The sequence below is a fragment of the Streptomyces sp. NPDC044033 genome (genome assembly GCF_056434425.1).
This window is the reverse complement of record NZ_JBWKFF010000031.1, coordinates 34,412-58,947: the sequence shown is the minus strand read 5'-3', so window position 1 is coordinate 58,947 and position 24,536 is coordinate 34,412. Positions and strand designations below refer to the sequence as shown.

The following is a 24,536-nucleotide window of genomic DNA, read 5'->3' as shown; positions in this document are numbered from 1 at the left end:
CCCGAAGGATCTGACACTGCATCAGAAAATCTCTTCCCTCGCACGCCGCGCTGCGGCATCCTGCCCCGCATGGAGACGGAGCTGAGCAAGCGGCTGGGGATCGAACACGCCATCTTCGGCTTCACGCCGTTCCCGGCGGTGGCCGCCGCGATCACCCGAGCGGGAGGACTCGGCGTCCTCGGCGCGGTGCGCTACGGCGCCGCCGAGGACCTCGCGCGCGACCTCGACTGGATGCAGGAGAACACCGACGGCAGACCGTACGGACTCGACGTCGTCATGCCCGCCAAGAAGGTGGAGGGGGTGAGCGAGGCCGACATCGAGGCGATGATCCCGCCCGCCCACCGCCAGTTCGTCGCCGACACCCTCGCCAAACACGGCGTGCCGGAACTCGCCGAGGGCGAGGCGTCCGGCTGGCGCATCACCGGCTGGATGGAACAGGTCGCCCGCGGCCAGCTCGACATCGCCTTCGACTACCCCATCGCCCTGCTCGCCAACGCGCTCGGCTCACCACCCGCCGACGTCATCGAGCGCGCCCACGCCCACGGCGTCCTCGTCGCCGCGCTCGCGGGCAGCCCCCACCACGCACGGCGCCACCGGGACGCCGGAATCGACATCGTCGTCGCCCAGGGCTACGAAGCGGGCGGCCACACCGGGGAGATCGCCTCCATGGTGCTGACCCCCGAGGTCGTCGAGGCCGTCGGCCCGCTCCCCGTACTCGCCGCCGGCGGCATCGGCAGCGGCGAACAGATCGCCGCCGGACTCGCCCTCGGCGCCCAGGGGGTCTGGCTCGGCTCGCTCTGGCTCACCACCGAGGAAGCCGACCTGCACTCCCGCGCGCTGACCCGAAAACTCCTCGCGGCGGGCCCGGGCGACACGGTCCGCTCCCGCTCCCTGACCGGCAAACCCGCCCGCCAGCTGCGCACCGAGTGGACCGACGCCTGGGACGGCCCCGAAGGCCCCGGCACCCTCCCGATGCCGCTCCAGGGGCTGCTCGTCGCCGAGGCCGTCTCCCGCATCCAGAAGTACGAAGTGGACGCGCTGCTCGGCACGCCCGTCGGCCAGATCGTCGGCCGGATGAACTCCGAACGCAGCGTCCAGGCCGTCTTCGACGACCTCACCGCGGGCTTCGAGCGGGCCATCGACCGTATCAACCGCATCGCCGGACGCGCCTGAGCGCGGAGAGGAGCGCCTTCCCATGACGCAACCCCCGAACGGCTTCTGGGCACAGGCGGCCGCGGACCCCGGCCGTACGGTCCTCATCGCGCCCGACGGCGAGGAGTGGAGCGCGGGCCGGCTGCACGCCGACTGCAACCGGCTCGTGCACGGGCTGCGCGCGGCGGGACTGGAGCGCGGCGACGCGTTCGCGGCCGTGCTCCCCAACGGCGTCGAGTTCTTCACGGCCTATCTCGCCGCGTCCCAGGCCGGTTTCTACCTCGTGCCCGTCAACCACCACCTCGTCGGCCCGGAGATCGCCTGGATCGTCGCCGACTCCGGCGCGAAGGCGCTCATCGCGCACGAGCGGTTCGGCGACGCGGCGACGGCAGCGGCCGACGAGGCGGAACTGCCCGCCGCCCACCGCTACGCGATCGGCGAGATTCCCGGCTTCCGCCCGTACGGCACCCTCCTGGAGGGGCAGTCCGACACCCCGCCCGAGGGCCGCACGCTCGGCTGGGTCATGAACTACACCTCCGGTACCACGGGCCGCCCGCGTGGCATACGCCGCCCGCTGCCCGGAAAACCACCCGAAGAGACGTACCTCGGCGGCTTCCTCGCCATCTTCGGCATCAAGCCCTTCGACGGCAACGCGCACCTCGTCTGCTCGCCGCTCTACCACACGGCGGTCCTCCAATTCGCGGGCGCCTCACTGCACATCGGGCACCGGCTGGTGCTGATGGACAAGTGGACGCCCGAGGACATGCTGCGGACCATCGACCGCCACGGGTGCACGCACACGCACATGGTGCCGACCCAGTTCCACCGGCTGCTCGCCCTCCCGGAGTCCGTACGGGCCTCGTACGACGTCTCCTCCATGCGGCACGCCATCCACGGGGCCGCCCCCTGCCCCGACCACGTCAAGCGCGCGATGATCGACTGGTGGGGGACGTGCGTGGAGGAGTACTACGCGGCCAGCGAGGGCGGCGGGGCCTTCGCCACCGCCGAGGACTGGCTGAAGAAGCCCGGCACCGTCGGCAAACCCTGGTCCATCAGCGAACTCGCCGTCTTCGACGACGACGGGCGCCGGCTGCCCGCGGGCGAACTCGGCACCGTCTACATGAAGATGACCACCGGCGGATTCACCTACCACAAGGACGAGAACAAGACGCGGAAGAACCGGATAGGCGACTTCTTCACCGTCGGCGATCTCGGCTACCTCGACGAGGACGGCTATCTCTACCTCCGCGACCGCAAGATCGACATGATCATCTCCGGCGGCGTCAACATCTACCCCGCCGAGATCGAGTCCGCGCTGCTCGCCCACCCGGCCGTCGCCGACGCCGCGGCCTTCGGGATCCCGAACGACGACTGGGGCGAGGAGGTCAAGGCCGTGGTCGAGCCCGCCGAGGGGCACCCGGCGGGCCCGGAACTGGCCCAGGAGATCCTCGCGCACTGCGAGCGGCAGCTCGCCGGCTACAAGCGCCCCAAGACCGTCGACTTCATCGCGGCCATGCCGCGCGACCCCAACGGCAAGCTCTACAAGCGGCGGCTCCGCGACCCGCACTGGGCGGGCCGGGAGCGCGCCGTGTAGCCACCTCAGGGATGAGCGGTCACCTCAGTGCTCGCTCGCCCGCACCACCCGCAGCTTTGGCGACGCGAGGATGTCCTTCGCGCAGAACCGCTCCTTGACCATCTGGCCGGCCGAATACAGCTCCGTCTGGTCGCTGTGGTGCGGCGAGTTCGGGTTCGAGGACTGCGAATACGTCAGCAGCGTACGGGCGACCGGGCAAGAGCTGCCGTCGAAGCCGACCGCCTGGATATAGCTGGAGCCCAGGGACACCTCGCGGTAGCCGCCCTTCGCCGCGTCCCAGCGCGCCTCGGTCTTGTTCCAGACGCCCAGCGACTCGGTGCCGCCCGACAGCGGGATGCGCTTGCCGCCGCGCACCACGAACTGGTGCTCACCCAGCGGCGCGTCGAGCGCGATACGGGCCGCCCGCAGCTCGCCGACCGCGTCGGCCAGCGAGCGCGCGAACCGCGGGTCGGCCGTGTTCAGGGTGTTAGGGGTGGCCACCGGATCGGCGGCGGAGAACGGCACCCGCCACAACTCCCGCTCCGGCACGGCGTCGGAGAGCTTCCGCCAGAAGCGGTCGAAGAGCAGCGCCCCCTTGCTGCCGGTCCGTACCGTACGGTCCCACTCGGCCAGCACGTCGCAGGCCGCCGAGACGTCCACGCGCTTGCCGCGGCTGTCCACCGCCGTGCCGCCCGGCAGCGCCCCGCACGCCTTCGCGGCGTCGGCCGCGGCCAGGTCCGCCGCGGGCACGCCATTGGCGAACTGCTGCTTCTGGAGATCGGCCACGGTCAGCCGGCCCCGCTCCGCCATGGCGTCCACGTCCTCGATCGCACCGCGGGTGCGCATCGAGCGCGCTGTGCCGACGTCGCCGAAGACCCGCGGGTAGCCGGTGAGCGGCTGGTCCGGGTTGGCCAGCCAGGCGCTGTCGTTGGAGTTCTCCGCGTACGGCGCGTCCTTGAGCGTCGGCATCGCGGATGGCCCGTAGATCCCGTCCTGCACGGCGTCGGCGTCCCGGCCCAGCCCGCAGGAATCACGCGAGCCGTCCAGCACCGCGAGGCCGGACACCGGGTAGATCCGCTTGCCCAGCGGCGTGGAACAGCGTGCGACGAGCTCGTCGGTGACGCGCGGCAGCACCTGCGACTGGGTGTAGAGGCTGTGGCCGCCGGAGTCCGCCGCAATGGTGTTGACCCAGGGCAGGCCCTGGGTGCGGTTCAGCGCGTCGCGGACGCCGTCGACGCTGCGGGCCTTGCTGAGGCTCAGCCCCGCGTCGCTGAACCGCAGGTTGGCGGAGTTGGCGTCGTCGAGCGCGTACGCCGAGCCGCTGGTCCAGGGCAGGTCGACATCACCGTAGGACGTGGTCACGGGGCCGTAGCGGGTCCACCACTGGGGGCGGGTGACCTGGGTGGGGCGGCCGTCCGCGCCCCGCGCCGCGACGGTGACCGTGCGCTTGGTCATCTTCACGGCCTCGCCGTCCACCAGGTAGGACGTCGGATCGGACGGCGCGAGCTTCAGCTCGCGCAGCGTCAACGGCACGCCCATGGCGACCGTATGGCTCCACGCGATACGGGAGTTGTGGCCGATGGAGATCGATGTGACGCCCAGCAGGGAGCCGCCCGCCGCGTCCAGCTCGCCCGGGATGGTGACCTGGGACTGCCAGAAGCGGCGGCCGCCTTTCCAGGGGTAGTGCGGATTGCCGAGCAGCAGCCCGCGCCCGTTCGCGGTGGTCTCCCCGCTGAACGCGACGGCGTTGGAGCCCATGTCCGAACGGCCCTGGGCGAAGAGGCCGCGGGCCGTCTCGACGGGGTCCTGCCCGCGCTTCGGCGGCTGCGCGCCGGCGACCGGCGGCCGGGCCCCGGTGATGCCGTCCACGGCCGCGCCCTGCCCGGAGAGCAGGGCGAGCGAATAGCCGCGCCGGGCCACGTCGAGTGTGGTGATGGGTGTGACCCAGGCGGCTCCCCGGCAGGCCGGGTCGGATATCCGGTGCTGTCTGAGCCAGGCGTTGTAACCGGCCGCGAAGCCGCGCATCAGCTCCTTCGTCTGCCGGCTGGGGCCGGCCGGCGCGGGCTGGGCGAGCAGCTTCTCGACCGTGCCCGCCTCCTTCACGCCGCGGAAGAAGAGGTCGCTGGTGAGGTTCGTGGAGGCGGACGACATGGAGTAGTCGGTCGCGGCGTCGGGGCCGAAGTAGCGCGAGCGCTCGCCGCGTCCGGTGACGAACCCGTCGGCCAGCACGCACACCTGGTCGGCGGCCTGCGCCCAGCCCTCGCCGAAGCCCAGGTCCGGATAGTCCTCGGCCGTGATGTGCGGAACGCCGTACTCGGTGTAGCGGATGACGGCGGACAGCCCGCCGCCCGAGGGCCGGTGCGTACGGTCCGGCCCGGCCGCCGCCGCGCCCGGCGGCAGCACGGTCGACACGGTCAGCAGCGCGGTGCCGACGAGTACCAGCGCGCGCATACGGATACGTAAGTTCAACTTATCCCCCAACGAGGTACTGAGGTACGGAAGTTGCCGGATGTTACCAAGCGGGAGGATTGTCGCCCGATGGGTGGCGTGTGGCGGCAGAGGACAGGGTGGCGGCGACTCCGGTACCGGTCCGGCGTGAGTACTTGACCCGCGCCCGCGCCGCGCACAAGATCCGACCATGACCGGAGGAGTACGCAGCAGCACGGTGGACGACATCCTGCGGCGCAGCGCCCGGCGGGTGCCCGACCGCACGGCGGTGCGGTACGGCGAGCGGGCCTGGACCTACCGGGAACTCGACGACGCGGTGACCGTGGCCGCCTGGACGCTGGCGGATCGCGGCGGACTGGCGAGCGGCGCCCGCGTCGCCGCGTACGGGCACAACTCCGACGCCTATCTGATCGCCTTCCTCGCCTGCGCCCGCGCGGGGTACGTCCATGTGCCGGTCAACCACCACCTCACCGGCGAGGAGCTGCGGTACGTCATCGAGCAGTCGGGCAGCTCGCTCGTCCTCACCGACCCGGTCATCGAACACCGGCTGCCCGATTCCGTACCGGTCATGGCGCTGCGCGACGCCACCGGCTCGCTGCTGGAGAGGGCGCGGGAGCGGAGCGCGGCCGGCATCTTGTCCATCGGCGGGGACGGCGAGGAGGTGGTCCAGCTGCTCTACACGTCGGGGACCACCGCCCAGCCCAAGGGCGCGATGATGTCGCACCGCGCCCTCGTCCACGCGTACGTCAGCGCCATCACCGCGCTGGACCTCAGGGAGAGCGACCGGCCGCTGCACTGCCTCCCGCTCTACCACTCGGCGCAGCTGCACGTCTTCCTGCTGCCCTATCTGGCCGTGGGCGCGGAGAACACCATCATCGACGAGCCCGACCCGTACCGGATCTTCGAACTGGTGGGGGCGGGCCGCGCCGACAGCTTCTTCGCGCCGCCCACGGTCTGGATCGCGCTCGCAGGCCACCCCGAGTTCGTCAACCGCGACCTCAGCGGGCTGCGCAAGGCGTACTACGGCGCCTCGATCATGCCCGTACCGGTCCTGGAACGACTCCGCACCCGCCTGCCGGACCTGGCCTTCTACAACTGCTTCGGCCAGAGCGAGATCGGCCCCCTGGCCACTGTCCTCGGCCCCGACGAACACGAAGGCCGGATGGATTCCTGCGGCCGTCCGGTGCTGTTCGTGGAGGCCCAGGTCGTCGACAAGCGGGGCGTCGAGGTGGACGCCGGCGTCACGGGCGAGATCGTCTACCGCTCGCCGCAGCTGTGCGAGGGGTACTGGGACAAACCGGAGGAGACCGCGGAGGCGTTCCGCGACGGCTGGTTCCACTCCGGCGACCTCGCCGTGCGGGACGCCGAGGGCTATCTCACCGTCGTCGACCGGGTGAAGGACGTCATCAACTCCGGCGGCGTGCTCGTCGCCTCCCGGCAGGTCGAGGACGCGCTGTACGAGCACCCGGCCGTGGTGGAGGCGGCGGTGATCGGCCTCCCGGACGCGCGCTGGATCGAGGCGGTCACGGCCGTCGTGGTCCGGCGCGGCACGGTCGGCGAGCAGGAGCTGATCGACCACGTCCGCGAGCGGCTCGCGCACTTCAAGGCGCCCAAGCGCGTCCTGTTCGTCACCGAACTGCCGCGCAACGCCAGTGGGAAGATCCTCAAGCGGGAACTGCGCGACCGCTTCGCGTCGCGGGCGGGGGGCGCCTCCCGGCGGTAGCCGGGGAAGGTCTCGGGTCGCAACGGCGGGCAGGGCGCTCGGTTATGACGACGGCCTGGCGTCCACGATGCGCCTGAACTTGCCCACCGACCGCTCCAGCGTTTCCGGATCGACGATCTCGACCGCCACCGACACCCCGATGCCGTCCTTCACGCCGCACGTGATCAGCCCGACCGCGGCCGTCCGCTGCTCGGGCGACGCGCCGGGCCGTGCCTCGGCCCGTACGGTCAGGTGGTCCAACCGGCCTTCGCGGGTCAGCCGCAGCTGGAAGTGGGGCGCGATGCCGGGCGTGCGCAGCACGATCTCCTCCACCTGGGCGGGGAAGAGGTTGACGCCGCGCAGGATGATCATGTCGTCGCTGCGGCCGGTGACCTTCTCCATCCGGCGGAAGGGCGCGCGGGCCGTGCCCGGCAGCAGCCGGGTGAGGTCGCGGGTGCGGTAGCGGACGACCGGCATGGCCTCCTTGGTGAGCGAGGTCAGAACCAGCTCACCGTGGGCGCCGTCGGGCAGCACCTCACCCGTGATGGGGTCGACGACCTCCGGGTAGAAATGGTCCTCCCACAGATGCAGCCCGTCCTTGGTCGCCGCGCACTCCTGTGCCACGCCCGGACCGATGACCTCCGAGAGGCCGTAGATGTCGACCGCGTCGATGGCGAACCGCTCCTCGATCTCGCGGCGCATCTCCTCCGTCCACGGTTCGGCGCCGAAGACGCCGACCTTGAGGGACGTGGTGCGCGGATCGATGCCCTGCCGCTCGAACTCGTCGAGGAGGGTGAGCATGTAGGACGGCGTCACCATGATGATCTCGGGGCGGAAGTCCTGAATGATCCGCACCTGGCGCGCGGTCATGCCCCCGGACGCCGGGATCACGGTGCAGCCGAGCCGCTCGGCTCCGTAGTGCGCGCCGAGGCCGCCGGTGAACAGGCCGTATCCGTACGCCACATGGACCTTGTGGCCCGGCCGGGCGCCGGCCGCGCGCAGCGACCGGGCCACGACCTCGGCCCAGATGTCCAGGTCGCGTTCGGTGTAGCCGACGACGGTGGGGAGGCCCGTCGTGCCGCTGGAGGCGTGGATGCGCCGGATGTCGGACTCGGGGACGGCGAACATCCCGAACGGGTAGTTGTCCCGCAGATCCGCCTTGACGGTGAACGGGAACCGCGCGATGTCGGCGAGCGTCTCGCAGTCCTCCGGTGCCACCGCCGCCGCGTCGAACGCGCGCCGGTAGAAGCCGACGTTGTCGTACGCGTGGCGCAGGGACGCGCGCATCCGCCGCAGCTGCAGCGCTTCGAGCTCCTCGCGGGACAACCGTTCCGCTCCGTCGAGGAGGTCCTGCGGACCTGTCATGACATCACCGCCCCAATGAGCCGACCGATCATTCGGTCGCTGTGTCTCCGATCAAATAATCAGGAGGCGGCCCACGCGTCAAGGAGGGCGGCCGGGCTGTGGATGGACGGCTCGCCGTCCGGAAGTCCGGCGCGCGCGGGGGGACGCCGTAGGCTCGCGCGAGCACCGCTGCCCGTACCGACCTCCGTACCGTCCTCCACATCGATGAAAGGGTGCGCCCGTGTCGCCGCGTACATCACTGCGCCGCTTGCTGGTCCCGGTCTCCGTCGCCGCCGTCATGGTCGCGGGGGTGGGAGCGGGCGCGGGAACGGCGGCCGCCGGGCCCCGGCCCGCGACCCCGTCCGCGACCGGCGCATCCGGTACGTACGCCCGGCTGCTGCCGCTCGCCGACCTGTCCGCGCGGCGCCTGGCGACCGGGGACCTCGTCGCCGCCGCGAAGTGGGGGACCGGCGGCCCCATCGACGATCCCGCCCGCGAGCGGCAGGTGCTGGACGCGGTGGCGCGGCAGGCGGCCGAAGCGGGCGCGGACCCGGCGGCGACGGTGCGGATCTTCCGGGACCAGATCGAGGCGAGCAAGATCGTGCAGCGCGCCCTGCACCGCCGGTGGAAAGCGGACCCCTCGACGGCCCCCTCCGAGCGACCCGACCTCGCCGAGGTCCGGCTGAAGATCAACCGGCTCAACGGCGAACTGGTACGGGCCGTCGCTGACTCCGGCCGGGCCCGCGCCGACCGCTCCTGCGGCGGCCTGCTGGCCCTGGGCGCGGCGCGGACCCGGCAGGCGCGCCACCTGGACACGCCGCACACGGTGGCCCTCGCCCGCGCGCTGCCCTCGGTCTGTGAGCCATCCGGGATGGGCGCGCCGCCCGCTCACCCCTCCTCGGCGGCCTTCGCCTTCGCCCAGCGGTAGTCCGCCTTGCCGCTGGGGGAGCGCTGGATGCGGTCCGTGAACACCACGCTGCGCGGGATCTTGTAACCGGCCAGCCGGGTCCGGCAGTGCGCCCGCACGGCCTCCGGACTCAGCGGCCCGGCCCCCTCGCGCGGCTGCACGACGGCCGCCACCCGGTTGCCCCATCGCGGGTCCGGCACGCCCGCGACCAGCGCGTCGTACACATCCGGATGCGCCTTCAGCGCCTGCTCGACCTCCTCCGGATACACCTTCTCGCCGCCCGTGTTGATGCACTGCGAGCCGCGCCCGAGGATCGTGACCACGCCGTCCGCGTCGACGGTCGCCATGTCGCCGAGCAGGACCCACCGTTCGCCCCGGGCCTCGAAGAACGTCTCGGCGGTCTTCTCCGGGTCGTTGTAGTAGCCCAGCGGCACATGTCCGCGCTGCGCCAGCCGGCCGGGCTCGCCGGGCGCGACCGGTTCGTGCGTCGCCGGGTCGACCACGGCCGTACGGTCGTTGACGCGCAGCCGGAACCCCCGGTCGGGGCCCGAGTCCTCGGTCGCGGTGCCGTTGAAACCGGACTCCGAGGAGCCGAAGTTGTTGAGCAGCAGCACGTTCGGCACGAGCTCCTGGAACTGGGCCCGTACGGTCTCCGACAGGATCGCGCCCGAACTGCTGACGGTGAACAGCGACGAGCAGTCGGTGCCGCGCAGCGGGCCGCCGAGCGCGTCCACCAGGGGGCGCAGCATCGCGTCCCCCACCAGGGAGACGCTGGTGACCTTCTCCTTCTCGATCGTGCGCAGCACCTCGTGCGGCACGTACTTCCGGTGGATGACCACCTTCTGGCCGAAGTCGAAGGCGATGAGGGCGGTGAGCGTGGAGGTGCCGTGCATCAGCGGCGGGGCGGGGAAGAAGACGAGGCCCTCGCCGCCCGCGGCCACCCGCTCCGCCAGCTCCTCGGGGCGCTTCACGGGCTCGCCGGTCGGCGCGCCGCCGCCCAGGCCGGAGAAGAAGAGATCCTCCTGGCGCCACATCACGCCCTTGGGCATGCCGGTGGTGCCCCCGGTGTAGATGATGATCTGGTCGTCCGCGGACCGGGGGCCGAAGCCGCGTTCGGGCGAACCGGCGGCCTCGGCCTCGGCGAAGCCGACGGGCGCGATACGGGGCTCCGGCGCGCCCTCGGGGGGCTCGCCCGCCCGTATGAGGTGGCGCAGCCGCTCCGCGCGGGGGAGCGCCGCCGCGACCCGCGCGGTGAACTCCCCGTCGAAGACGAGCGCCACCAGGTCCGCGTCCCGGTAGAGGTAGGCCAACTCTTCTTCGACATAGCGGTAGTTGACGTTGACCGGGACGGCGCGGATCTTCAGGCAGGCCCAGAGCGTCTGGAGGTACTCGACGCTGTTGTAGAGGTGCAGGCCGACGTGTGCGCCGGGCCGTACGCCGCGCTCGCCGAGGTGGTGGGCGAGCCGGTTGGCCGCCGCGTCGAGCTGCGCGTAGGTCAGCCGGCGTTCGGCCCCGGTGCCCGGGTGATCGGCGAAGACCAGCGCCTCGCGGTCGGGCACCGTATCGACGATCGATTCGAAGAGGTCGGCAAGGTTGTACTCCACGTGTCCTCCAGACCGGGGCTGACCGGGGCGACCGAGCGGCTTGGCGGTCATTAGAGCGCCTGGCCGTACAGGTGGGAAGGGCGCGCACCGAAGAAAACTGACTGCCTGTCAGATAACTCTTGTACTCCGCCCGCGCCTGCTGCAACCTGTTCTAGGTCTTGAGACGAGAGGACTTGCCATGGGCGGGGAAACGGAACACCTCGGCGTGGAACGCGTCGGCGCCACACTGGTACTGACCCTGAACCGGCCGGAGGCGAAGAACGCGCTCTCCCTGCCGATGCTGGTCGGGCTCTACGACGGCTGGCTCGCCGCCGACGCGGACGACGAGATCCGCTCGATCGTGCTGACCGGCGCGGGCGGCGCGTTCTGCGCCGGCATGGACCTCAAGGCCCTGGCCGGAAAGGGCATGGGCGAGCAGTACCGGCACCGGCTCGAAGCCGACCCCGACCTGCACTGGAAGGCGATGCTCCGCCACCACCGGCCGCGCAAGCCCGTCATCGCCGCCGTCGAGGGCCACTGCGTCGCGGGCGGCACCGAGATCCTCCAGGGCACGGACATCCGCGTCGCGGGCGAGAGCGCCACCTTCGGCCTCTACGAGGTGCGCCGCGGCCTCTTCCCCATCGGCGGCTCCACGGTCCGCCTCGCCCGCCAGATACCGCGCACCCACGCCCTGGAAATGCTGCTCACCGGACGCCCGTACCCCGCCGCCGAGGCGGCCCGCATCGGACTCATCGGCCATGTCGTCCCGGACGGCACCGCCCTGTCCAAGGCGCTGGAGATCGCCGAGGCCGTCAACGCCAACGGGCCGCTGGCCGTCGAAGCCGTCAAGGCATCGGTGTACGACACGGCCGCCATGACGGAGGCCGACGGGCTCGCCCACGAACTGACCAGCGGCTGGCCGGTGTTCGACACCGCCGACGCCAAGGAAGGCGCCCGCGCCTTCGCCGAGAAGCGCCCGGCCGTCTTCCGGCGGACCTGATGCCGCGCTCCCGCCGGGAAGCCGCGACCGTCCACGGCAGCCGCGGGCCCCTCCGGCCCTGAGTGAAGGAGACCACCGCATGCCACCCTCCCCGGCGCCCGAGGCGCTCAGCGCACCCCTCACCGTCGAATTCCCCTTCACCCGCTCCCTCGGGCCCGTGCAGAGCGCCTTCCTCACCGGGCTGCGCGGGCGCACCCCGCTCGGGGTCAGGACCGGCGACGGCCGCGTCCTCGTGCCGCCCGTAGAGTACGACCCGGCCACCGCCGAAGAGCTGCGCGAACTCGTCGAAGTCGCCCCCACCGGCACCGTCACCACCTGGGCCTGGAACCCGGCGCCTCGCCCCGGCCAGCCCCTGCCCACCCCCTTCGCCTGGGTCCTCGTCCGGCTCGACGGCGCCGACACCGCCCTCCTCCACGCGCTCGACGCACCGGGGCCCGACGCCGTGCACACCGGACTGCGCGTCCGTATCCGCTGGGCCGCCGAACCCACCGGAGCCATCACCGACATCGCCTGCTTCGAACCGCACGAGAGCCCGCCGGCCGGCGAGGCCCGGCCCCACGACGGGCGGTTCGCCGACCCCGTCACCGGCATCGTCGCACCCGCCCGCCTCGACTACCGCTACTCGCCCGGCCGCGCCCAGACCCGCTACCTCGCGGCGCTCGCCGACCACAAGACCGTCGGCGAACGCTGCCCCTCCTGCCGCAAGGTCTACGTGCCGCCCCGCGGCGCCTGCCCCACCTGCGGCGTCGCCACCGCCGAGCAGGTCGAGGTCGGCCCGCGCGGCACCGTCACCACCTTCTGCGTCGTCAACATCAAGGCCCGCAACCTCGACATCGAGGTGCCGTACGTCTACGGGCACATCGCCCTCGACGGCGCCGACCTCGCCTTGCACGGGCGGATCGGCGGCATCCCGTACGACCAGGTGCGGATGGGCATGCGCGTCGAGCCCGTATGGCCCGACCCCTCGTCAGGCAGCCGCTTCCCCGACCACTACCGGCCCACCGGCGAACCGGACGCCGACTACGACGCGTACAAGGAGCTGCTGTGATGCCCGACGCACCGGAAGTGGCCATCGTGGCCTTCGGGCAGAGCGCGCACCGCAGGACCACCGCGGACCTCTCCGAAGTCGAGATGCTGCTCCCCGTCCTCACACAGACCCTCGGACAGGTCGGACTCACCGCGGGCGAAACCGACTTCACCTGCTCCGGATCGAGCGACTACCTGGCCGGCCGCGCCTTCTCCTTCACCATGGCCCTCGACGGAGTGGGGGCCTGGCCGCCCATATCCGAGTCCCATGTCGAGATGGACGGGGCCTGGGCGCTGTACGAGGCATGGGTCAAACTCCGCACCGGCGAGGCCGAGACCGCGCTCGTCTACTCCTACGGAAAGTCCTCGCCCGGCGAACTCCGCGACGTCCTCACCCGGCAGCTCGACCCCTACTACCTCGCGCCCCTGTGGCCCGACTCCGTCTCCCTCGCCGCGCTCCAGGCCCAGGCGCTCATCGACGCGGGCGACACCGACGAGCGCGCCCTCGCCGAGATCGCCGCCCGCAGCCGCAGGTCCGCCGAGAGCAACCCGCACGCCCAGCTGCGCGGCTCGCAGGCGCCCGACCGGCTGCTCGGCGCCGACTACCTCGTACGGCCGCTGCGCGGGCACGACGCGCCGCCCATCGGCGACGGCGCCGCCGCCGTCGTCCTCGCCGCCGGGGACACGGCACGCCGGCTCTGCCCCCGGCCCGCGTGGATCAAGGGCATCGACCACCGCGTCGAACCGCACTCCCTGGGCGTGCGCGATCTCACCGACTCGCCCTCCACCCGCCTCGCCGCCGAGCGCGCCGGCGCCTTCGGCGCCCCCGTCGACACCGCCGAGCTGCACGCCCCCTTCACCTCCCAGGAAGTCGTCCTGCGCAAGGCGCTGCGGCTCACCGACGACGTGGCGGTCAACCCCTCCGGCGGCGCCCTCGCCGCCAACCCGATGATGGCGGCGGGACTCATCCGCCTCGGAGAGGCCGCGGCCCGCATCCACCGCGGCGCCTCCGACCGCGCGCTCGCCCACGCCACCTCGGGCCCCTGCCTCCAGCAGAACCTGGTCGCCGTACTGGAAGGAGACCCCCGATGAGCAAGGAGCCCGTCGCGGTCGTCGGGATCGGCCAGACCAAACACGTCGCCGCGCGGCGAGACGTGTCCATCGCCGGGCTGGTGCGGGAAGCGGCCGCCCGGGCGCTGCTGGACGCCGGGCTCGGCTGGCCCGACATCGACGCCGTCGTCATCGGCAAGGCCCCCGACTTCTTCGAGGGCGTCATGATGCCGGAGCTCTACCTCGCCGACGCCCTCGGCGCCGTCGGCAAACCCATGATGCGCGTGCACACCGCGGGCTCCGTCGGCGGCTCCACCGCCCTCGTCGCCGCCAACCTCGTCGCCGCCCGCGTCCACCGCACCGTACTGACCCTCGCCTTCGAGAAGCAGTCCGAGTCCAACGCCATGTGGGGCCTCTCCCTGCCCGTCCCCTTCCAGCAGCCGCTGCTGGCCGGCGCCGGCGGCTTCTTCGCGCCGCACATCCGGGCGTACATGCGGCGCACCGGGGCCCCCGGCACCGTCGGCTCCCTCGTCGCCTACAAGGACCGGCGCAACGCCCTGAAGAACCCCTACGCCCACCTCCACGAGCGGGACATCACCCTGGAGAAGGTGCAGTCCTCGCCGATGCTGTGGGACCCCGTCCGCTACTCCGAGACGTGCCCCTCCTCCGACGGCGCCTGCGCCATGATCCTCACCGACCGGGGCGGCGCGGACCGTTCACCGCACCCGCCCGCCTGGGTGCACGGCGGCGCGATGCGCAGCGAGCCCACCCTCTTCGCGGGCAAGGACTTCGTGTCGCCGCAGGCCGGCAAGGACTGCGCCGCCGACGTCTACCGGCAGGCGGGCATCACCGACCCGCGCCGCGAGATCGACGTCGTCGAGATGTACGTGCCGTTCAGCTGGTACGAGCCGATGTGGCTGGAGAACCTCGGCTTCGCCGCCGAGGGCGAGGGCTGGAAACTCACCGAGGCCGGCGTCACCGAACTCGGCGGAGACCTGCCCGTCAACCCCTCCGGCGGCGTCCTGTCCACCAACCCCATCGGCGCCTCCGGCATGCTCCGCTTCGCGGAGGCCGCCCTCCAGGTGCGCGGACAGGCGGGGGAGCACCAGGTGGACGGGGCGCGCAAAGCCCTCGGCCACGCCTACGGAGGCGGCGCGCAGTTCTTCTCCATGTGGCTCGTCGGGGCCGAGCCGGCGGCCTCCTGAACCGCGACCCGCACGGCCCGCGAAAGGAGGGCGTACGGACATACCGCCGCGGTCTGTCCGGCGTCCGCCCCGATCGCTAGGGTGGGGCCGGACGACGAACCGGGAGGAGCACGGACGTGGCGGAGAGCACGACTGAGCATCCGGCAGGCAGCGTGAAGCCGCAGCTCGACCTCAGCAACGCGCAGTGGCAATCGAGCAGTCAGGGATCCGGTGATGTCCAGGTCGCCTTCGTGGAGGGGTACATCGCCATGCGCGACGGCCGCAGTCCGGAGGGCCCGTCGCTGATCTTCAACCCCGGCGAGTGGCGCGCGTTCGTACTCGGCGCGCGGGACGGGGAATTCGACCTCACCTGACACATCCGGCGCGACGGGCCGGGGCCGGCCCCGGCGGTCGGCCCGCCCGGCCGCTCCGGAACCTCCCCGGCCGGTCCCGGCCCCGGTCCACCGGGCGCGGGGCACGCCGCGACCGCCCCGGGCCCGGGGACGCGAGAGGGCGCCGGGCACGTACGATGTGGGCATGTCGTTCCTCCGCCGCCGCAGCGCCGCCACGCCCACCGGGCCGGACTTCGACGTCCTCGCCATGGACCCGGGGGACTGGCCCGGGGACCTCGGAGCCGGGCTGCTGCCCGCGCCCGACGGCAGCTGCCAGGGCGTCTTCCTGCGCTACGACCTCTTCGGCGGGCGCGGACCGGCGATGATCATCGGCAATCTGCCCGAGGGCTCCCCGGCGCGCGACCTCTCGGACGGACAGGTGCCGTTCGAGGTGGCGCAGCTGCTGGCCGCGCTCGACAACGACGAGCCGGCGCACGTGGTGGAGACCGAGGACACCCCGGTCATGCACGAGGACAACCTGCTGATCGTGCGGCGCGTCAAGTGCTCCGAGAGCCGCGTCTCCTGCGCCCAGTTCGACCGCAGCGACGGCGTGCTCGTCACCATCGCCACCTGGGACCGGCCGATCACCGACGAGCTGTACCAGCTGCTCAAGCCGCTCCCCGCGGAGCTCTTCCAGCAGGGCTGAGCACGGAGCCCCGGCGGCCGGGGCTCCGCGTCATCCGTCCGCGTGAATCACCGGCCGGAGGGCCGCAGCGTCACATCGGCGGCCCGTACGTAGCCCACCCGGTGCCCCAGCTGGATCTCGTAGTACCCGTCCTTGCCGCGCACCACCTCGTGCCCGGCCGGATCGAACGTCGCCGCCCACAGATACTCGGCCGACGCCCGGCCGCCCACCGCGTACGCCTGCCCGGCGAGCAGCCGGTACGGCAGCGGCGAGACGCTCTGCACCGGCACCCCGGCCGGATACGCGGCCTTCTCCGGGTACGCGCGCCCGTACACCGGAACCCCGCCGGGGCGCGGCTTCGGGGTGGCGACGAGGCCCTTGGCGTCCACGGCGGTCGGCCGGGTGCGGGGGTTGTGGAACCACGCCCGCTGCCCGAGGTACCAGATCGCCGTCCAGTCGCCATGGCGCCCGGCCACCGCGAACCGCTGCCCGGTGGAGGCGCGGGCGCCGGTGTCGTTGACGTCGGCCGTGGAGTCGCCGCCGTCGGGGCGCAGCCCGATGTCCTTCACCAGCGGGGCGCCCTCGCTCGGCGCGGTGTGCAGCCGCACCGCTCCCGACCCGTGCGGCGCACAGGTCTGTCCGGCCTTCGCGCAGCCCGTGTACACGGGCCGGTGGCGCGCGTAGTCCGGTGCCACGGTCACCAGCCCGCCGTGCGGGCCCGCGGTGCGCCGGAAGGGCCTGCCCAGCAGCTGGAAGTAGTGCGCCCAGTCCCAGTACGGGCCCGGGTCGGTGTGCATGCCCTTGACCGTGGCGGCCGTCGTGCCCGGCACATTGTCGTGGCCCAGGATGTGCTGCCGGTCCAGCGGGATGCCCAGCTTGTGCGACAGGTACTTCACCAACCGGGCCGAGGTGCGGTACATCGCCTCCGTGTACCAGGCGTCGGGCGCGGTGAGGAAACCCTCGTGCTCGATGCCGACGGACTTGGAGTTCACGTACCAGTTGCCGGCGTGCCAGGCGACGTCCTTGGTCGGCACGTGCTGCGCGATGTGCCCGTCGGCGGAGCGCACCGTGTAGTTCCAGGAGACGTACGTCGGGTCCTTGATCAGCTTGAGAGCGGTGTCCCAGCTGCCCTCGGTGTCATGGATGACGATGTAGTCGACCCGCTGCGACTTCGGGCGGTCGGCCAGGTCGTGGTTGCCGAAGTCACCGTCCCCGAACCGCTCGTACGGGGCGGGGACCGACTCGCATGCCACGGAGCGCGGGCACTCGACGCGGCCCTTCCCGCCCGCCGGAGCGCCGGCGGGCAGGCCGAGGCGCCCCAGCTGCGCGGAGTCGGGCCGCAGCGCCCTGTCGGCGGGGAGCACCACGCGCTGCCCCTCGTCGGTGGTGCGGGACTCGCCGCCGCGCAGGACGTCGTAGACCTCGCCCGCGAACACGGCGGCGGTCGCGGCGTCCGAGGCGCCCGAATAGCTCGCCACCGCCCCGTACCAGTCGGCGGGGTCCGCGCTCGGCGGCAGCCCCAGCCGGCGCTGCTCGGCGGCGAGCAGCGCGGCGCCGCCCCGGACGTTGGCCGCGGCGTCCCGCCGCAGCGTCTCGCCCGGCAGGCCGGTCAGGGCGGCGGCCCGGTCCAGGGTGTGCAGCCGGGCGGGCGGCTCGACGGCCCCGGGGAGCCGGTCGCGTATGGGCGTCCAGGGCCGTGCGCCGTCGCCGCGGGGGTCCTCGCGGGCGTCGCTGTGGTGCGGGGCCTCGGCCAGGGCGGTACGGGCGTCCGTGAGGTGCATCGGGCCGTAGCCGCCGGAGACGCTCGGCGCGCCGCCGTGGCCGTCCCAGCGGGACTCCAGATAGGCGACGCCGAGCAGGACGCTCGGCGGCACATGGTAGGCGGCCGCCGCGTCGGCGAACGAGCGCTGCAGCGCGTCGGAGGGCGGTGGCGCGGCGGTGGCGGACGGGGCGGTCGATACCAGCGGCAGCAGCAGGGCGGCGGTCGCCGCGGCGCCGGCGGTGCGCAGGGTTCGGCGCCGGCGTCTCCACGGCCCCGAATCGTTTCTTCGCGATTCTGACGGTGCTGAGCGCGGGGGCGGTGCGGGCAGTGCGGGCAACGCAGCCTCCTCAAGCCGGGCCGTGTCGTGCGCCGGGGCGGATGGTGCGCGGATGGGCGGGCGGAGCCGGATCCACTTAGAGGTACCCCTGGCCGAGGCCGCGTCAATCATGCGTGAGGGACGGGATTTCGCACATCAGTGCCCATGCTGGAGGGTTTCCCGGGACGGGCGCACAGACCTGCGGCGCGTCACAGGTCCAGACCGGTGACGCGCCGCGAAGAGGCCGGGCCCGGCCCGGTCAGCGGGTGCCGACCGCGGCTCGCACGGCACGCCGTGCGAGCGCGCAGTCGTCGTGCAGCCGCCGGAGCAGCAACCGCTGCTCCTCACCGCTCTCGGCCCCGCCCGGAGCCGCCGGGGCAGGGTCGTGCATGGTGCGCTGCACGGCCGTCTCATAGGTGCGGATCTCGCGGGTCAGCACCAGCATCAGGTTCACCAGGAAGGCGTCCCGGGCGGCGGAACCGCTCTGCTGGGCGTGCTGGCTGATCTGACGGCGCGCCACGGGAGCGTCGCCGAGGACGGTCCACAAGGTGGCCAGGTCATAGCCCGGCAGATACCAGCCTGCCTGGTCCCAGTCCACGAGCACCGGCCCGGCGGGGGACAGGAGGATGTTCGAGAGCAGGGCGTCGCCGTGGCAGAACTGCCCCTGCGCGTGGGAGAGCCCGCGCAGCAGCTGCTGGAGATCGCCGAGGTCCCGGTCGGTCAGCAGCCCCAGTTCATGGAAGCGGGCGATGCGCTTGCCGTAGTCCAGCGGCATCTCGAACAGGCCGGCCGGGGGCCGCCACTGGTTGATCCGGTGCACGGCGCCGAGCGCCGCCCGTACGTCCGCGCGGGGCGGCGCCTCGACCGGATGCCGCTGCGAGGCCGTCACCCGCCCGGGCATCCGCTCGACGACCAGGGCGCAGTTGTCGGGGTCGGCCGCGATGAGCCGGGGGACGCGCACCGGCGGACGGTGCCGCACGAACGCGCGGTATGCGGCTATTTCGTGCTGGAAGCGCTCGGCCCAGACGGGCGAGTGGTCCAGTAAACACTTGGCGACCGCTGTGCTGCGCCCGGTCGTGCCGATCAGGATCACGGACCGGCCGCTGTGCCGCAGGACCTGCACGGGGCTGAACTCCGGACAGATGCGGTGCACCGAGGCGATGGCCGCGCGCAGCTGGGCGCCCTGCGGGCCGGACAAGTCGATTCTCCCACTGAGCGGCTGGGAGCGGCCCGCCCCCTGGGGCCGCTTGAGTCGTCCGCCGGGGACGACGCCGGGGGAACCGGGGACGACGCCCGCTCCGGCGGCATGGGTGGGGTCGAGATAGGGCCCGCCGCCGGCGGGCGGTGGTCGGTAGGGCCGGGGCGGAGCGGACACGGAGGACGATGCTGCGTACATGGGCGATACAGATCCCTTCGTGTGCCGACGAATTGCGTGCGCCCCCCGGCCCCGGCTGCCATGGGCACCCTGGGGAATGCGGTCCGACCGCCGGGCCCGGGTGGCGCGTTCCTACACGACACCCGCCCGCGGGTGGCACACCATCTGGCGCACCCTGGCGAAGCCTGGCGAATACTCGCGTGGCCCATGACGGGCCGATACCTTCAAGTCAGCCGAGGAACCTGGGGGCTTGACGTGATGAGGGAACCCAACACCCGACTTTCGGACCTGTTCGGCCTGGCCGGCTGGTCCAAAGGGGAGCTCGCGAGGATGGTGAACCGGCAGGCGGCGGCCATGGGCCACCCGCAGCTGGCCACCGACACCTCGCGGGTGCGGCGCTGGATCGACACGGGGGAGCGCCCCCGCGACCCCGTGCCGAAGGTGCTGGCCGCCCTCTTCACCGAGCGTCTCGGTCGTGTCGTGACCACTGAGGACCTCGGCTTCGCGAAGCAGGGGCGTGCAGGGAAGAAGCAGTCCGCGGACGGACTGCACTGGCCCCCCGGGCGTACGGCCGCGGTCCTCACCGAATTCACGGGAATGGACCTCATGCTCAATCGACGTGGCTTGGTGGGCGCGGGCGCCGCGCTCGCCACAGGTTCCGCACTCAGCAGCACACTGCACGACTGGCTGAAATCCGATCAGACCCTGGCCTCCGACGCCCCCCGCCTCGACGACCCGCTGTCCTCCCTGTCCGCGATGACATCGGATCCGGCCAGTTACGACCGGTACGAAGCGGCCCCCGTGGGGTCCCAGGAGATCGACGCCCTGGAGAGTTCGGTCGACGTGTTCCGCGTCTGGGACGCGTCCCGGGGCGGCGGCCTGCAGCGCAAGGCCGTCATCGGCCAACTCAACGAGGTGGGCGGCATGCTCGCCTACCACCACCCCGAGCAGCTGCAGCGCAGGTTGTGGGGGGTGGCCGCCAATCTGGCGGTTCTCGCCGGCTGGATGTCCCACGACGTCGGCCTGGAGCCCACCGCCCAGAAGTACTTCGTGATCGCCGCTCACGCGGCCCGCGAGGGCGGCGACCGGCCGCGGGCCGGCGAGGCGCTCTCCCGTGCCGCCCGCCAGATGATCCACCTCAGCCGCCCGGACGAGGCACTGGACCTCATGAAACTGGCGCAGCACGGCTCCGGCGAGGAAGCCCTGCCGCGTACCCGGGCGATGTTCTGCACCATCGAGGCGTGGGCCCAGGCGTCGATGGGCCGGGGCCAGGCCACGCGCCGCACCCTGGGCAGGGCGGAGGAGCTCTTCACCGCGGACAAGGGCGATGTGCCGCCGCCGAGTTGGATGCAGATGTTCGACGAGGCGGACATGCACGGCATGCAGGCCCTGGCATTCCGCACACTCGCGGAGCGAGATCCGTCGGCGGCGGGCGTCGCGCAGTGGCACGCGAAGACGGCGCTGAAGCTGCGGGGGGAAGACCGCGAGCGGTCGAAGGTCTTCGACTACATCTCACTGGCGTCGGCCTGCTTCATCGGCAGTGACCCGGAGCAGGCCGACCGGTACGCTCGTAAGGCGCTGGAGACCATCGGCCATACCTCGTCCCACCGCACCTGGGACCGGCTGCGCGAGATGTACCGCCTGACCGGGCGGTACGCGAGCGACGGCAGCGTCCGGGAGCTGCGCGCCGAGATCCGGCAGGCCCTGCCGAAAGCGCCGAAGAGCGGGCCGCAGGGCCGGAGCACCCCGGTGTGAGGCGCGGGCAGCACACCAGGGACCGCGTGCCGTATCGACCGCGGCCGGGCCGCCTCGGGGGCCGGGCTATGGGCCGACGCGCGCGATCAGCACGCACGCGTCGTCTTCCCGCTCCTCGCCGCCGAACTCCTCCACCACGGCCCGTACGCACTCCTGTGCGCCGCGGGCGGCGGCGAGCCGCGGGGCGAGGGCCAGCAGCCGGTCCGGGCCCCTGTCGACATCCAGTTCGGGGCTGCGGGGTGAGAGTCCGTCGGTGTGCAGCACGAGCAGGTCCCCGGGGAGCAACCGCTCCTCGGCCTGCGCGTAGTGGGCGCCGGAGGTCGCGCCGAGCAGCACGCCCTCCGGCGGCTGGAGGGCGCGCCCCGTCCCGTCGCGGAACAGCAGCGGCGCGGGGTGGCCGGCCTGGGACCAGGACAGGGTGCGGGCGACGGGCTCGTACCGGCAGCAGATCGCGCTGCCCAGGGCGGGCTGCGCGGAGGCGTCGAGCATCTGGTTGAGCCAGCCCATCAGCGGACCGGGCGCTGCGCCGGCCACCGCCATCCCGCGCAGCGCGCCGAGCAGCATCGCCACGCCGGAAGTGGCGCTCACACCATGCCCGGTGAGGTCGCCGACGCTGAGCAGGGTCTGCCCGTCGGGCAGTTGGAGCGCGTCGAACCAGTCGCCGCCGACCAGGGCGCTGGTCGAGGAAGGGAGGTAGTGCCCGGCGAGGTCGAGGGAGGCCGGACCGCCCTGCGGGAGCCGCAGGGAACCGCGCCAGGGCGGAAGTACGGCCTCCTGCAACTCGACCGCGAGCCGGTGCTCGGTCCGCGCGATGTGCCGCTGACGCTGCAGAGAGTCACGGCTCTCGTGCACCGCGCGCTGGCTTCGCCGCAGTTCGCTGACGTCGCGCAGCACCGCCCACATGGACGCCGTGCTGCCGTCGGAGGCGAGCACGGGCTCGCCCATCATGTGCACCGTGCGCCGGCCGCCGTCGGGGCGCAGGATGCGGAATTCGTCGTCGATCGGCTTGCCGTCCACCAGGCAGTCGGTGACCCTGGCCGTTAGCAGCTCCTGGTCCTCCGGGTGGAGGCAGGAGGACAGCTCGTCCAGGGTCGGCGCGCCGTCCGCGCGGCTCCGGCCGAAGATCTGGAACAGCTCCTCGGACCAGGTCACGTCGTCGGTCAGCAGATTCCACTCGGCGCTGCCGACCCGCTTGAGCAGCGACCCGCGCTCCGGCTCGGGCGGTGCGGCGGGCAGCGGCGGCCGGTACGGCTCCGGCTCCAGCAGCTCGGCGGGCACCCCTTCGCGCAGCTGGCCGAGGTGTGCGCCGAGGTCGTCGAGGTGATGCACGGCCAGCTCGCACAGCGCGCGCTGCCAGCGGACCTGCGGATCGTCCAGCTGCTCCTCGTCCACCGCGGTCTCCCGGCGGACGGCGTCGACGCCGCCGCGGAGCTTGCGGGTCTGCGAGATGAGGGCGTCCACCGCGCCGCGCTCCGGCGGCTGGGCGGGTGAACGGTCCGCGAAGAGGGGGGACGGCATGTACGTACTCCGATTGACGCGCGGCGCTGCCGGCTCGGGCGGATCTGCGAAGTGGGCCGGTTACGACTGTTGCACAGGGAGCGATGCCGCGTAAGGGATTCGGCGCTACCCGATACGGTGGTGCTTCTGACATATGCCACTGGCCCGGCCGGTAAGCGCTGACCGGAACTCCGCGGAATCCACTGTTCCGGGTAGGCTGCGCCGCGCGGAAGCAACGAGGTCCGCACTGTTCACCCGGCATAGGACGGGTGGACACCGGCAAGAATGCCGGACGACGGAAATCCCGTTGCCACCGAAGTCCCCGCACCGGATGCTGACCCCATGTTCGATCCAGACATAGCGCCCAGCGGCACCCTGCTCGGCCTCCTGCAGCGAGGCCGCGGCGACGGGACCCTGCACGCCCTCGCGGCCCCGCGGGCCGAGGCGCTCGCCGCGCTGCACCACTGCGTGCTCCGCGATCCCCGGCGCGACTGGCAGGTCGAGAACCGCTCGCTCTACTACGCGCGCCTCCACATGGAGCTCGACGGCCCGCTGGACGAGATCGAACACCACCTCTTCCACCCCGAGGACCTCCTCGACCCCCAGGAGGAGCGCACCGGCCTCTCCCTCTCGGTCCTCGGCCACCTCGCCTCCTACGGCCGCCGCGACGCGCTGCTGCTGCTCCGCCGCTACGCCGCCACCGGCACGAGCTGGGCCTGGGCCCTCGACGAGCTCGCCCTGAGGGACGACGACACGGGCCTGGCCGGTCTCGGCGAGCTCATCCTCGCCAGATTCCCGCACACCCCCGACGGGGAAGCGGCCCTCACCGCCGCCGTACGCGACGCGTTCGAGCCGCGACCCTGGCGGCTATGGGCCGACGACACCTTCTCCCCGGCGACGGCCGCCCGGGTGCGCGCCGCCGGCGAACAGGGCTCCTTCGACCGCTGGCGACGCCAGCTCCGGCCGGCCGGCCCCGGCCCGGGCTGGAGCGTCCGGGAAGTCCTCGACTGGGCTCAGCAGGGCCTGGACATGCACCCCACCCAGCACCGCCACGTCCCCGCGACCCGCTGCCTGACCGCCGTCGCCGGCCCCGAGGACCGCCTGGAGATCATCGAGGCCGCGGTCACCGGCCCCGAAGCCGCCCGCGCCACGGCCCTGCGCTACCTCGCCGAGCACCACGACCCGCGCGCCCTCGACCTCATCGAGAGCGCCGCGGAGGACCCCAGCACCCTCGTCTCGGACGCCGCCGTCACCGCGTTCGAGCGGATGCGCAGCACCGCCGCCCTGGTACGGGCCCGGGCCTGGCTGCACCGCACCGACGGCCTCGGCGACGCCGCGGCCGGAATGCTGGCCTGCCGGGGCGCGCAGTACGACGCCGGGCCCGTGCTGGGCGCGCTGCGCCGGACCGTACGGACCGAGGGCCCCGACGCCGGCGTCCTGTGGGACCTCGTCGACGGCGCCGGCCGCCTCTCCATCGGCTGCGCCGCGCCCGTCCTGCGCCATGTCTACCGCGAGACGTCCTCCTCCCATCTGCGCGGCCGCGCCGCCCGCGCGCTCGCCGCCACCGACCCCTCCTTCGCGGCGGGCTTCGCCGTCGAGTGCCTGTGGGACTGCGAGGAGACCACCCGCGAGCTGGCCGCCCGGCACGCCGCCACCGCGGACGACCGCGTCGTCGACCAGCTCCGCCGGCTCGCCGCGGACCCGGCCGAGGAAGCCGAGGTCCAGACCGCGGTACGCAGCCGCATCGGCCCGGACGCGCCCGCGGTGTAGCGGCTGGACGGCCGGCCGGGGCCACGGAACCGACCAGCCGTCAACAGAGCGGCCGGACGGCCGACCGGACGGGGC

18 protein-coding genes are annotated in these 24,536 nt (G+C 72.9%); 12 read left to right on the top strand and 6 right to left on the bottom strand.

The window, feature by feature from the left end:
• Window positions 1–69 precede the first annotated feature (69 nt).
• Together AC07AB_RS36250 and AC07AB_RS36245 are read left to right on the top strand one after the other, a co-directional pair.
• Window positions 70–1,173: an NAD(P)H-dependent flavin oxidoreductase gene (locus tag AC07AB_RS36250; protein WP_478576157.1), complete on the top strand. Its 1,104-nt coding sequence runs from the start codon at window positions 70–72 to the stop codon at window positions 1,171–1,173.
• A gap of 22 nt (window positions 1,174–1,195) precedes the next feature.
• On the top strand, window positions 1,196–2,746 hold the full coding sequence (locus AC07AB_RS36245) for an acyl-CoA synthetase (RefSeq protein ID WP_478576156.1): 1,551 nt from the start codon (window positions 1,196–1,198) through the stop codon (window positions 2,744–2,746).
• Window positions 2,747–2,770: 24 nt separating this feature from the next.
• On the opposite strand, the gene AC07AB_RS36240 is transcribed toward AC07AB_RS36245, so the two are convergent.
• Window positions 2,771–5,176 carry a penicillin acylase family protein gene (locus AC07AB_RS36240; protein ID WP_478576154.1) on the bottom strand — a complete coding sequence of 802 codons (2,406 nt, stop codon included), beginning with the start codon at window positions 5,174–5,176 and terminating at the stop codon, window positions 2,771–2,773.
• 187 nt (window positions 5,177–5,363) lie between these two features.
• Here AC07AB_RS36240 and AC07AB_RS36235 point away from each other — a divergent pair, with 187 nt between their 5' ends.
• Window positions 5,364–6,896, top strand: a complete 1,533-nt coding sequence (locus AC07AB_RS36235; RefSeq protein WP_478576153.1) for a fatty acyl-CoA synthetase — start codon at window positions 5,364–5,366, stop codon at window positions 6,894–6,896.
• 42 nt (window positions 6,897–6,938) lie between these two features.
• Here AC07AB_RS36235 and paaK read toward each other — a convergent pair whose 3' ends face one another.
• Window positions 6,939–8,240, bottom strand: a complete 1,302-nt coding sequence (gene paaK / locus AC07AB_RS36230; RefSeq protein WP_478576151.1) for a phenylacetate--CoA ligase PaaK — start codon at window positions 8,238–8,240, stop codon at window positions 6,939–6,941.
• A 277-nt stretch (window positions 8,241–8,517) separates the two neighbouring features.
• On the opposite strand from paaK, the gene AC07AB_RS36225 reads away from it, so the two are divergent.
• Entirely contained in the window at window positions 8,518–9,147 is a 630-nt protein-coding gene (locus tag AC07AB_RS36225) for a chorismate mutase (protein WP_478576193.1), read from the top strand.
• Here the strand turns inward: AC07AB_RS36225 and AC07AB_RS36220 are convergent.
• Window positions 9,108–10,730, bottom strand: a complete 1,623-nt coding sequence (locus AC07AB_RS36220) for an acyl-CoA synthetase (protein ID WP_478576149.1) — start codon at window positions 10,728–10,730, stop codon at window positions 9,108–9,110. The two genes, AC07AB_RS36225 and AC07AB_RS36220, sit on opposite strands and share 40 nt — an antisense overlap.
• A 178-nt stretch (window positions 10,731–10,908) precedes the next feature.
• Between AC07AB_RS36220 and AC07AB_RS36215 the strand changes: the two genes are divergently transcribed.
• From AC07AB_RS36215 to AC07AB_RS36190, 6 genes are all read left to right on the top strand, one after another.
• Window positions 10,909–11,709, top strand: coding sequence for a crotonase/enoyl-CoA hydratase family protein (locus AC07AB_RS36215; RefSeq protein ID WP_478576148.1), 801 nt, complete (start codon window positions 10,909–10,911; stop codon window positions 11,707–11,709).
• A 79-nt stretch (window positions 11,710–11,788) separates the two neighbouring features.
• Complete coding sequence (locus AC07AB_RS36210) at window positions 11,789–12,757, top strand: Zn-ribbon domain-containing OB-fold protein (RefSeq protein WP_478576147.1); 969 nt, start codon at window positions 11,789–11,791, stop codon at window positions 12,755–12,757.
• Window positions 12,757–13,827 carry a thiolase domain-containing protein gene (locus tag AC07AB_RS36205; RefSeq protein WP_478576145.1) on the top strand — a complete coding sequence of 357 codons (1,071 nt, stop codon included), beginning with the start codon at window positions 12,757–12,759 and terminating at the stop codon, window positions 13,825–13,827. Before AC07AB_RS36210 ends, AC07AB_RS36205 begins: the two co-directional genes overlap by 1 nt.
• Window positions 13,824–14,990: a thiolase domain-containing protein gene (locus tag AC07AB_RS36200; protein ID WP_478576144.1), complete on the top strand. Its 1,167-nt coding sequence runs from the start codon at window positions 13,824–13,826 to the stop codon at window positions 14,988–14,990. The genes AC07AB_RS36205 and AC07AB_RS36200 overlap by 4 nt, the downstream gene beginning before the upstream one ends.
• Window positions 14,991–15,106: 116 nt before the next feature.
• Window positions 15,107–15,343, top strand: a complete 237-nt coding sequence (locus AC07AB_RS36195) for a DUF397 domain-containing protein (protein WP_478576142.1) — start codon at window positions 15,107–15,109, stop codon at window positions 15,341–15,343.
• A 163-nt stretch (window positions 15,344–15,506) separates the two neighbouring features.
• Complete coding sequence (locus tag AC07AB_RS36190) at window positions 15,507–16,007, top strand: hypothetical protein (RefSeq protein WP_478576140.1); 501 nt, start codon at window positions 15,507–15,509, stop codon at window positions 16,005–16,007.
• 47 nt (window positions 16,008–16,054) lie between these two features.
• On the opposite strand, the gene AC07AB_RS36185 is transcribed toward AC07AB_RS36190, so the two are convergent.
• The gene (locus tag AC07AB_RS36185) at window positions 16,055–18,196 is read right to left on the bottom strand and encodes an N-acetylmuramoyl-L-alanine amidase (RefSeq protein ID WP_478576138.1); all 2,142 of its coding nucleotides are present in this window, start codon (window positions 18,194–18,196) and stop codon (window positions 16,055–16,057) included.
• 127 nt (window positions 18,197–18,323) lie between these two features.
• Entirely contained in the window at window positions 18,324–19,460 is a 1,137-nt protein-coding gene (locus tag AC07AB_RS36180) for an aminoglycoside phosphotransferase family protein (protein WP_478576137.1), read from the bottom strand.
• Window positions 19,461–19,694: 234 nt separating this feature from the next.
• On the opposite strand from AC07AB_RS36180, the gene AC07AB_RS36175 reads away from it, so the two are divergent.
• Window positions 19,695–21,194, top strand: a complete 1,500-nt coding sequence (locus tag AC07AB_RS36175; RefSeq protein ID WP_478576135.1) for a DNA-binding protein NsdB — start codon at window positions 19,695–19,697, stop codon at window positions 21,192–21,194.
• 66 nt (window positions 21,195–21,260) lie between these two features.
• On the opposite strand, the gene AC07AB_RS36170 is transcribed toward AC07AB_RS36175, so the two are convergent.
• Complete coding sequence (locus AC07AB_RS36170) at window positions 21,261–22,712, bottom strand: PP2C family protein-serine/threonine phosphatase (protein ID WP_478576133.1); 1,452 nt, start codon at window positions 22,710–22,712, stop codon at window positions 21,261–21,263.
• Between the two features lie 321 nt (window positions 22,713–23,033).
• Between AC07AB_RS36170 and AC07AB_RS36165 the strand changes: the two genes are divergently transcribed.
• On the top strand, window positions 23,034–24,461 hold the full coding sequence (locus tag AC07AB_RS36165) for a HEAT repeat domain-containing protein (RefSeq protein WP_478576131.1): 1,428 nt from the start codon (window positions 23,034–23,036) through the stop codon (window positions 24,459–24,461).
• Window positions 24,462–24,536 lie beyond the last annotated feature (75 nt).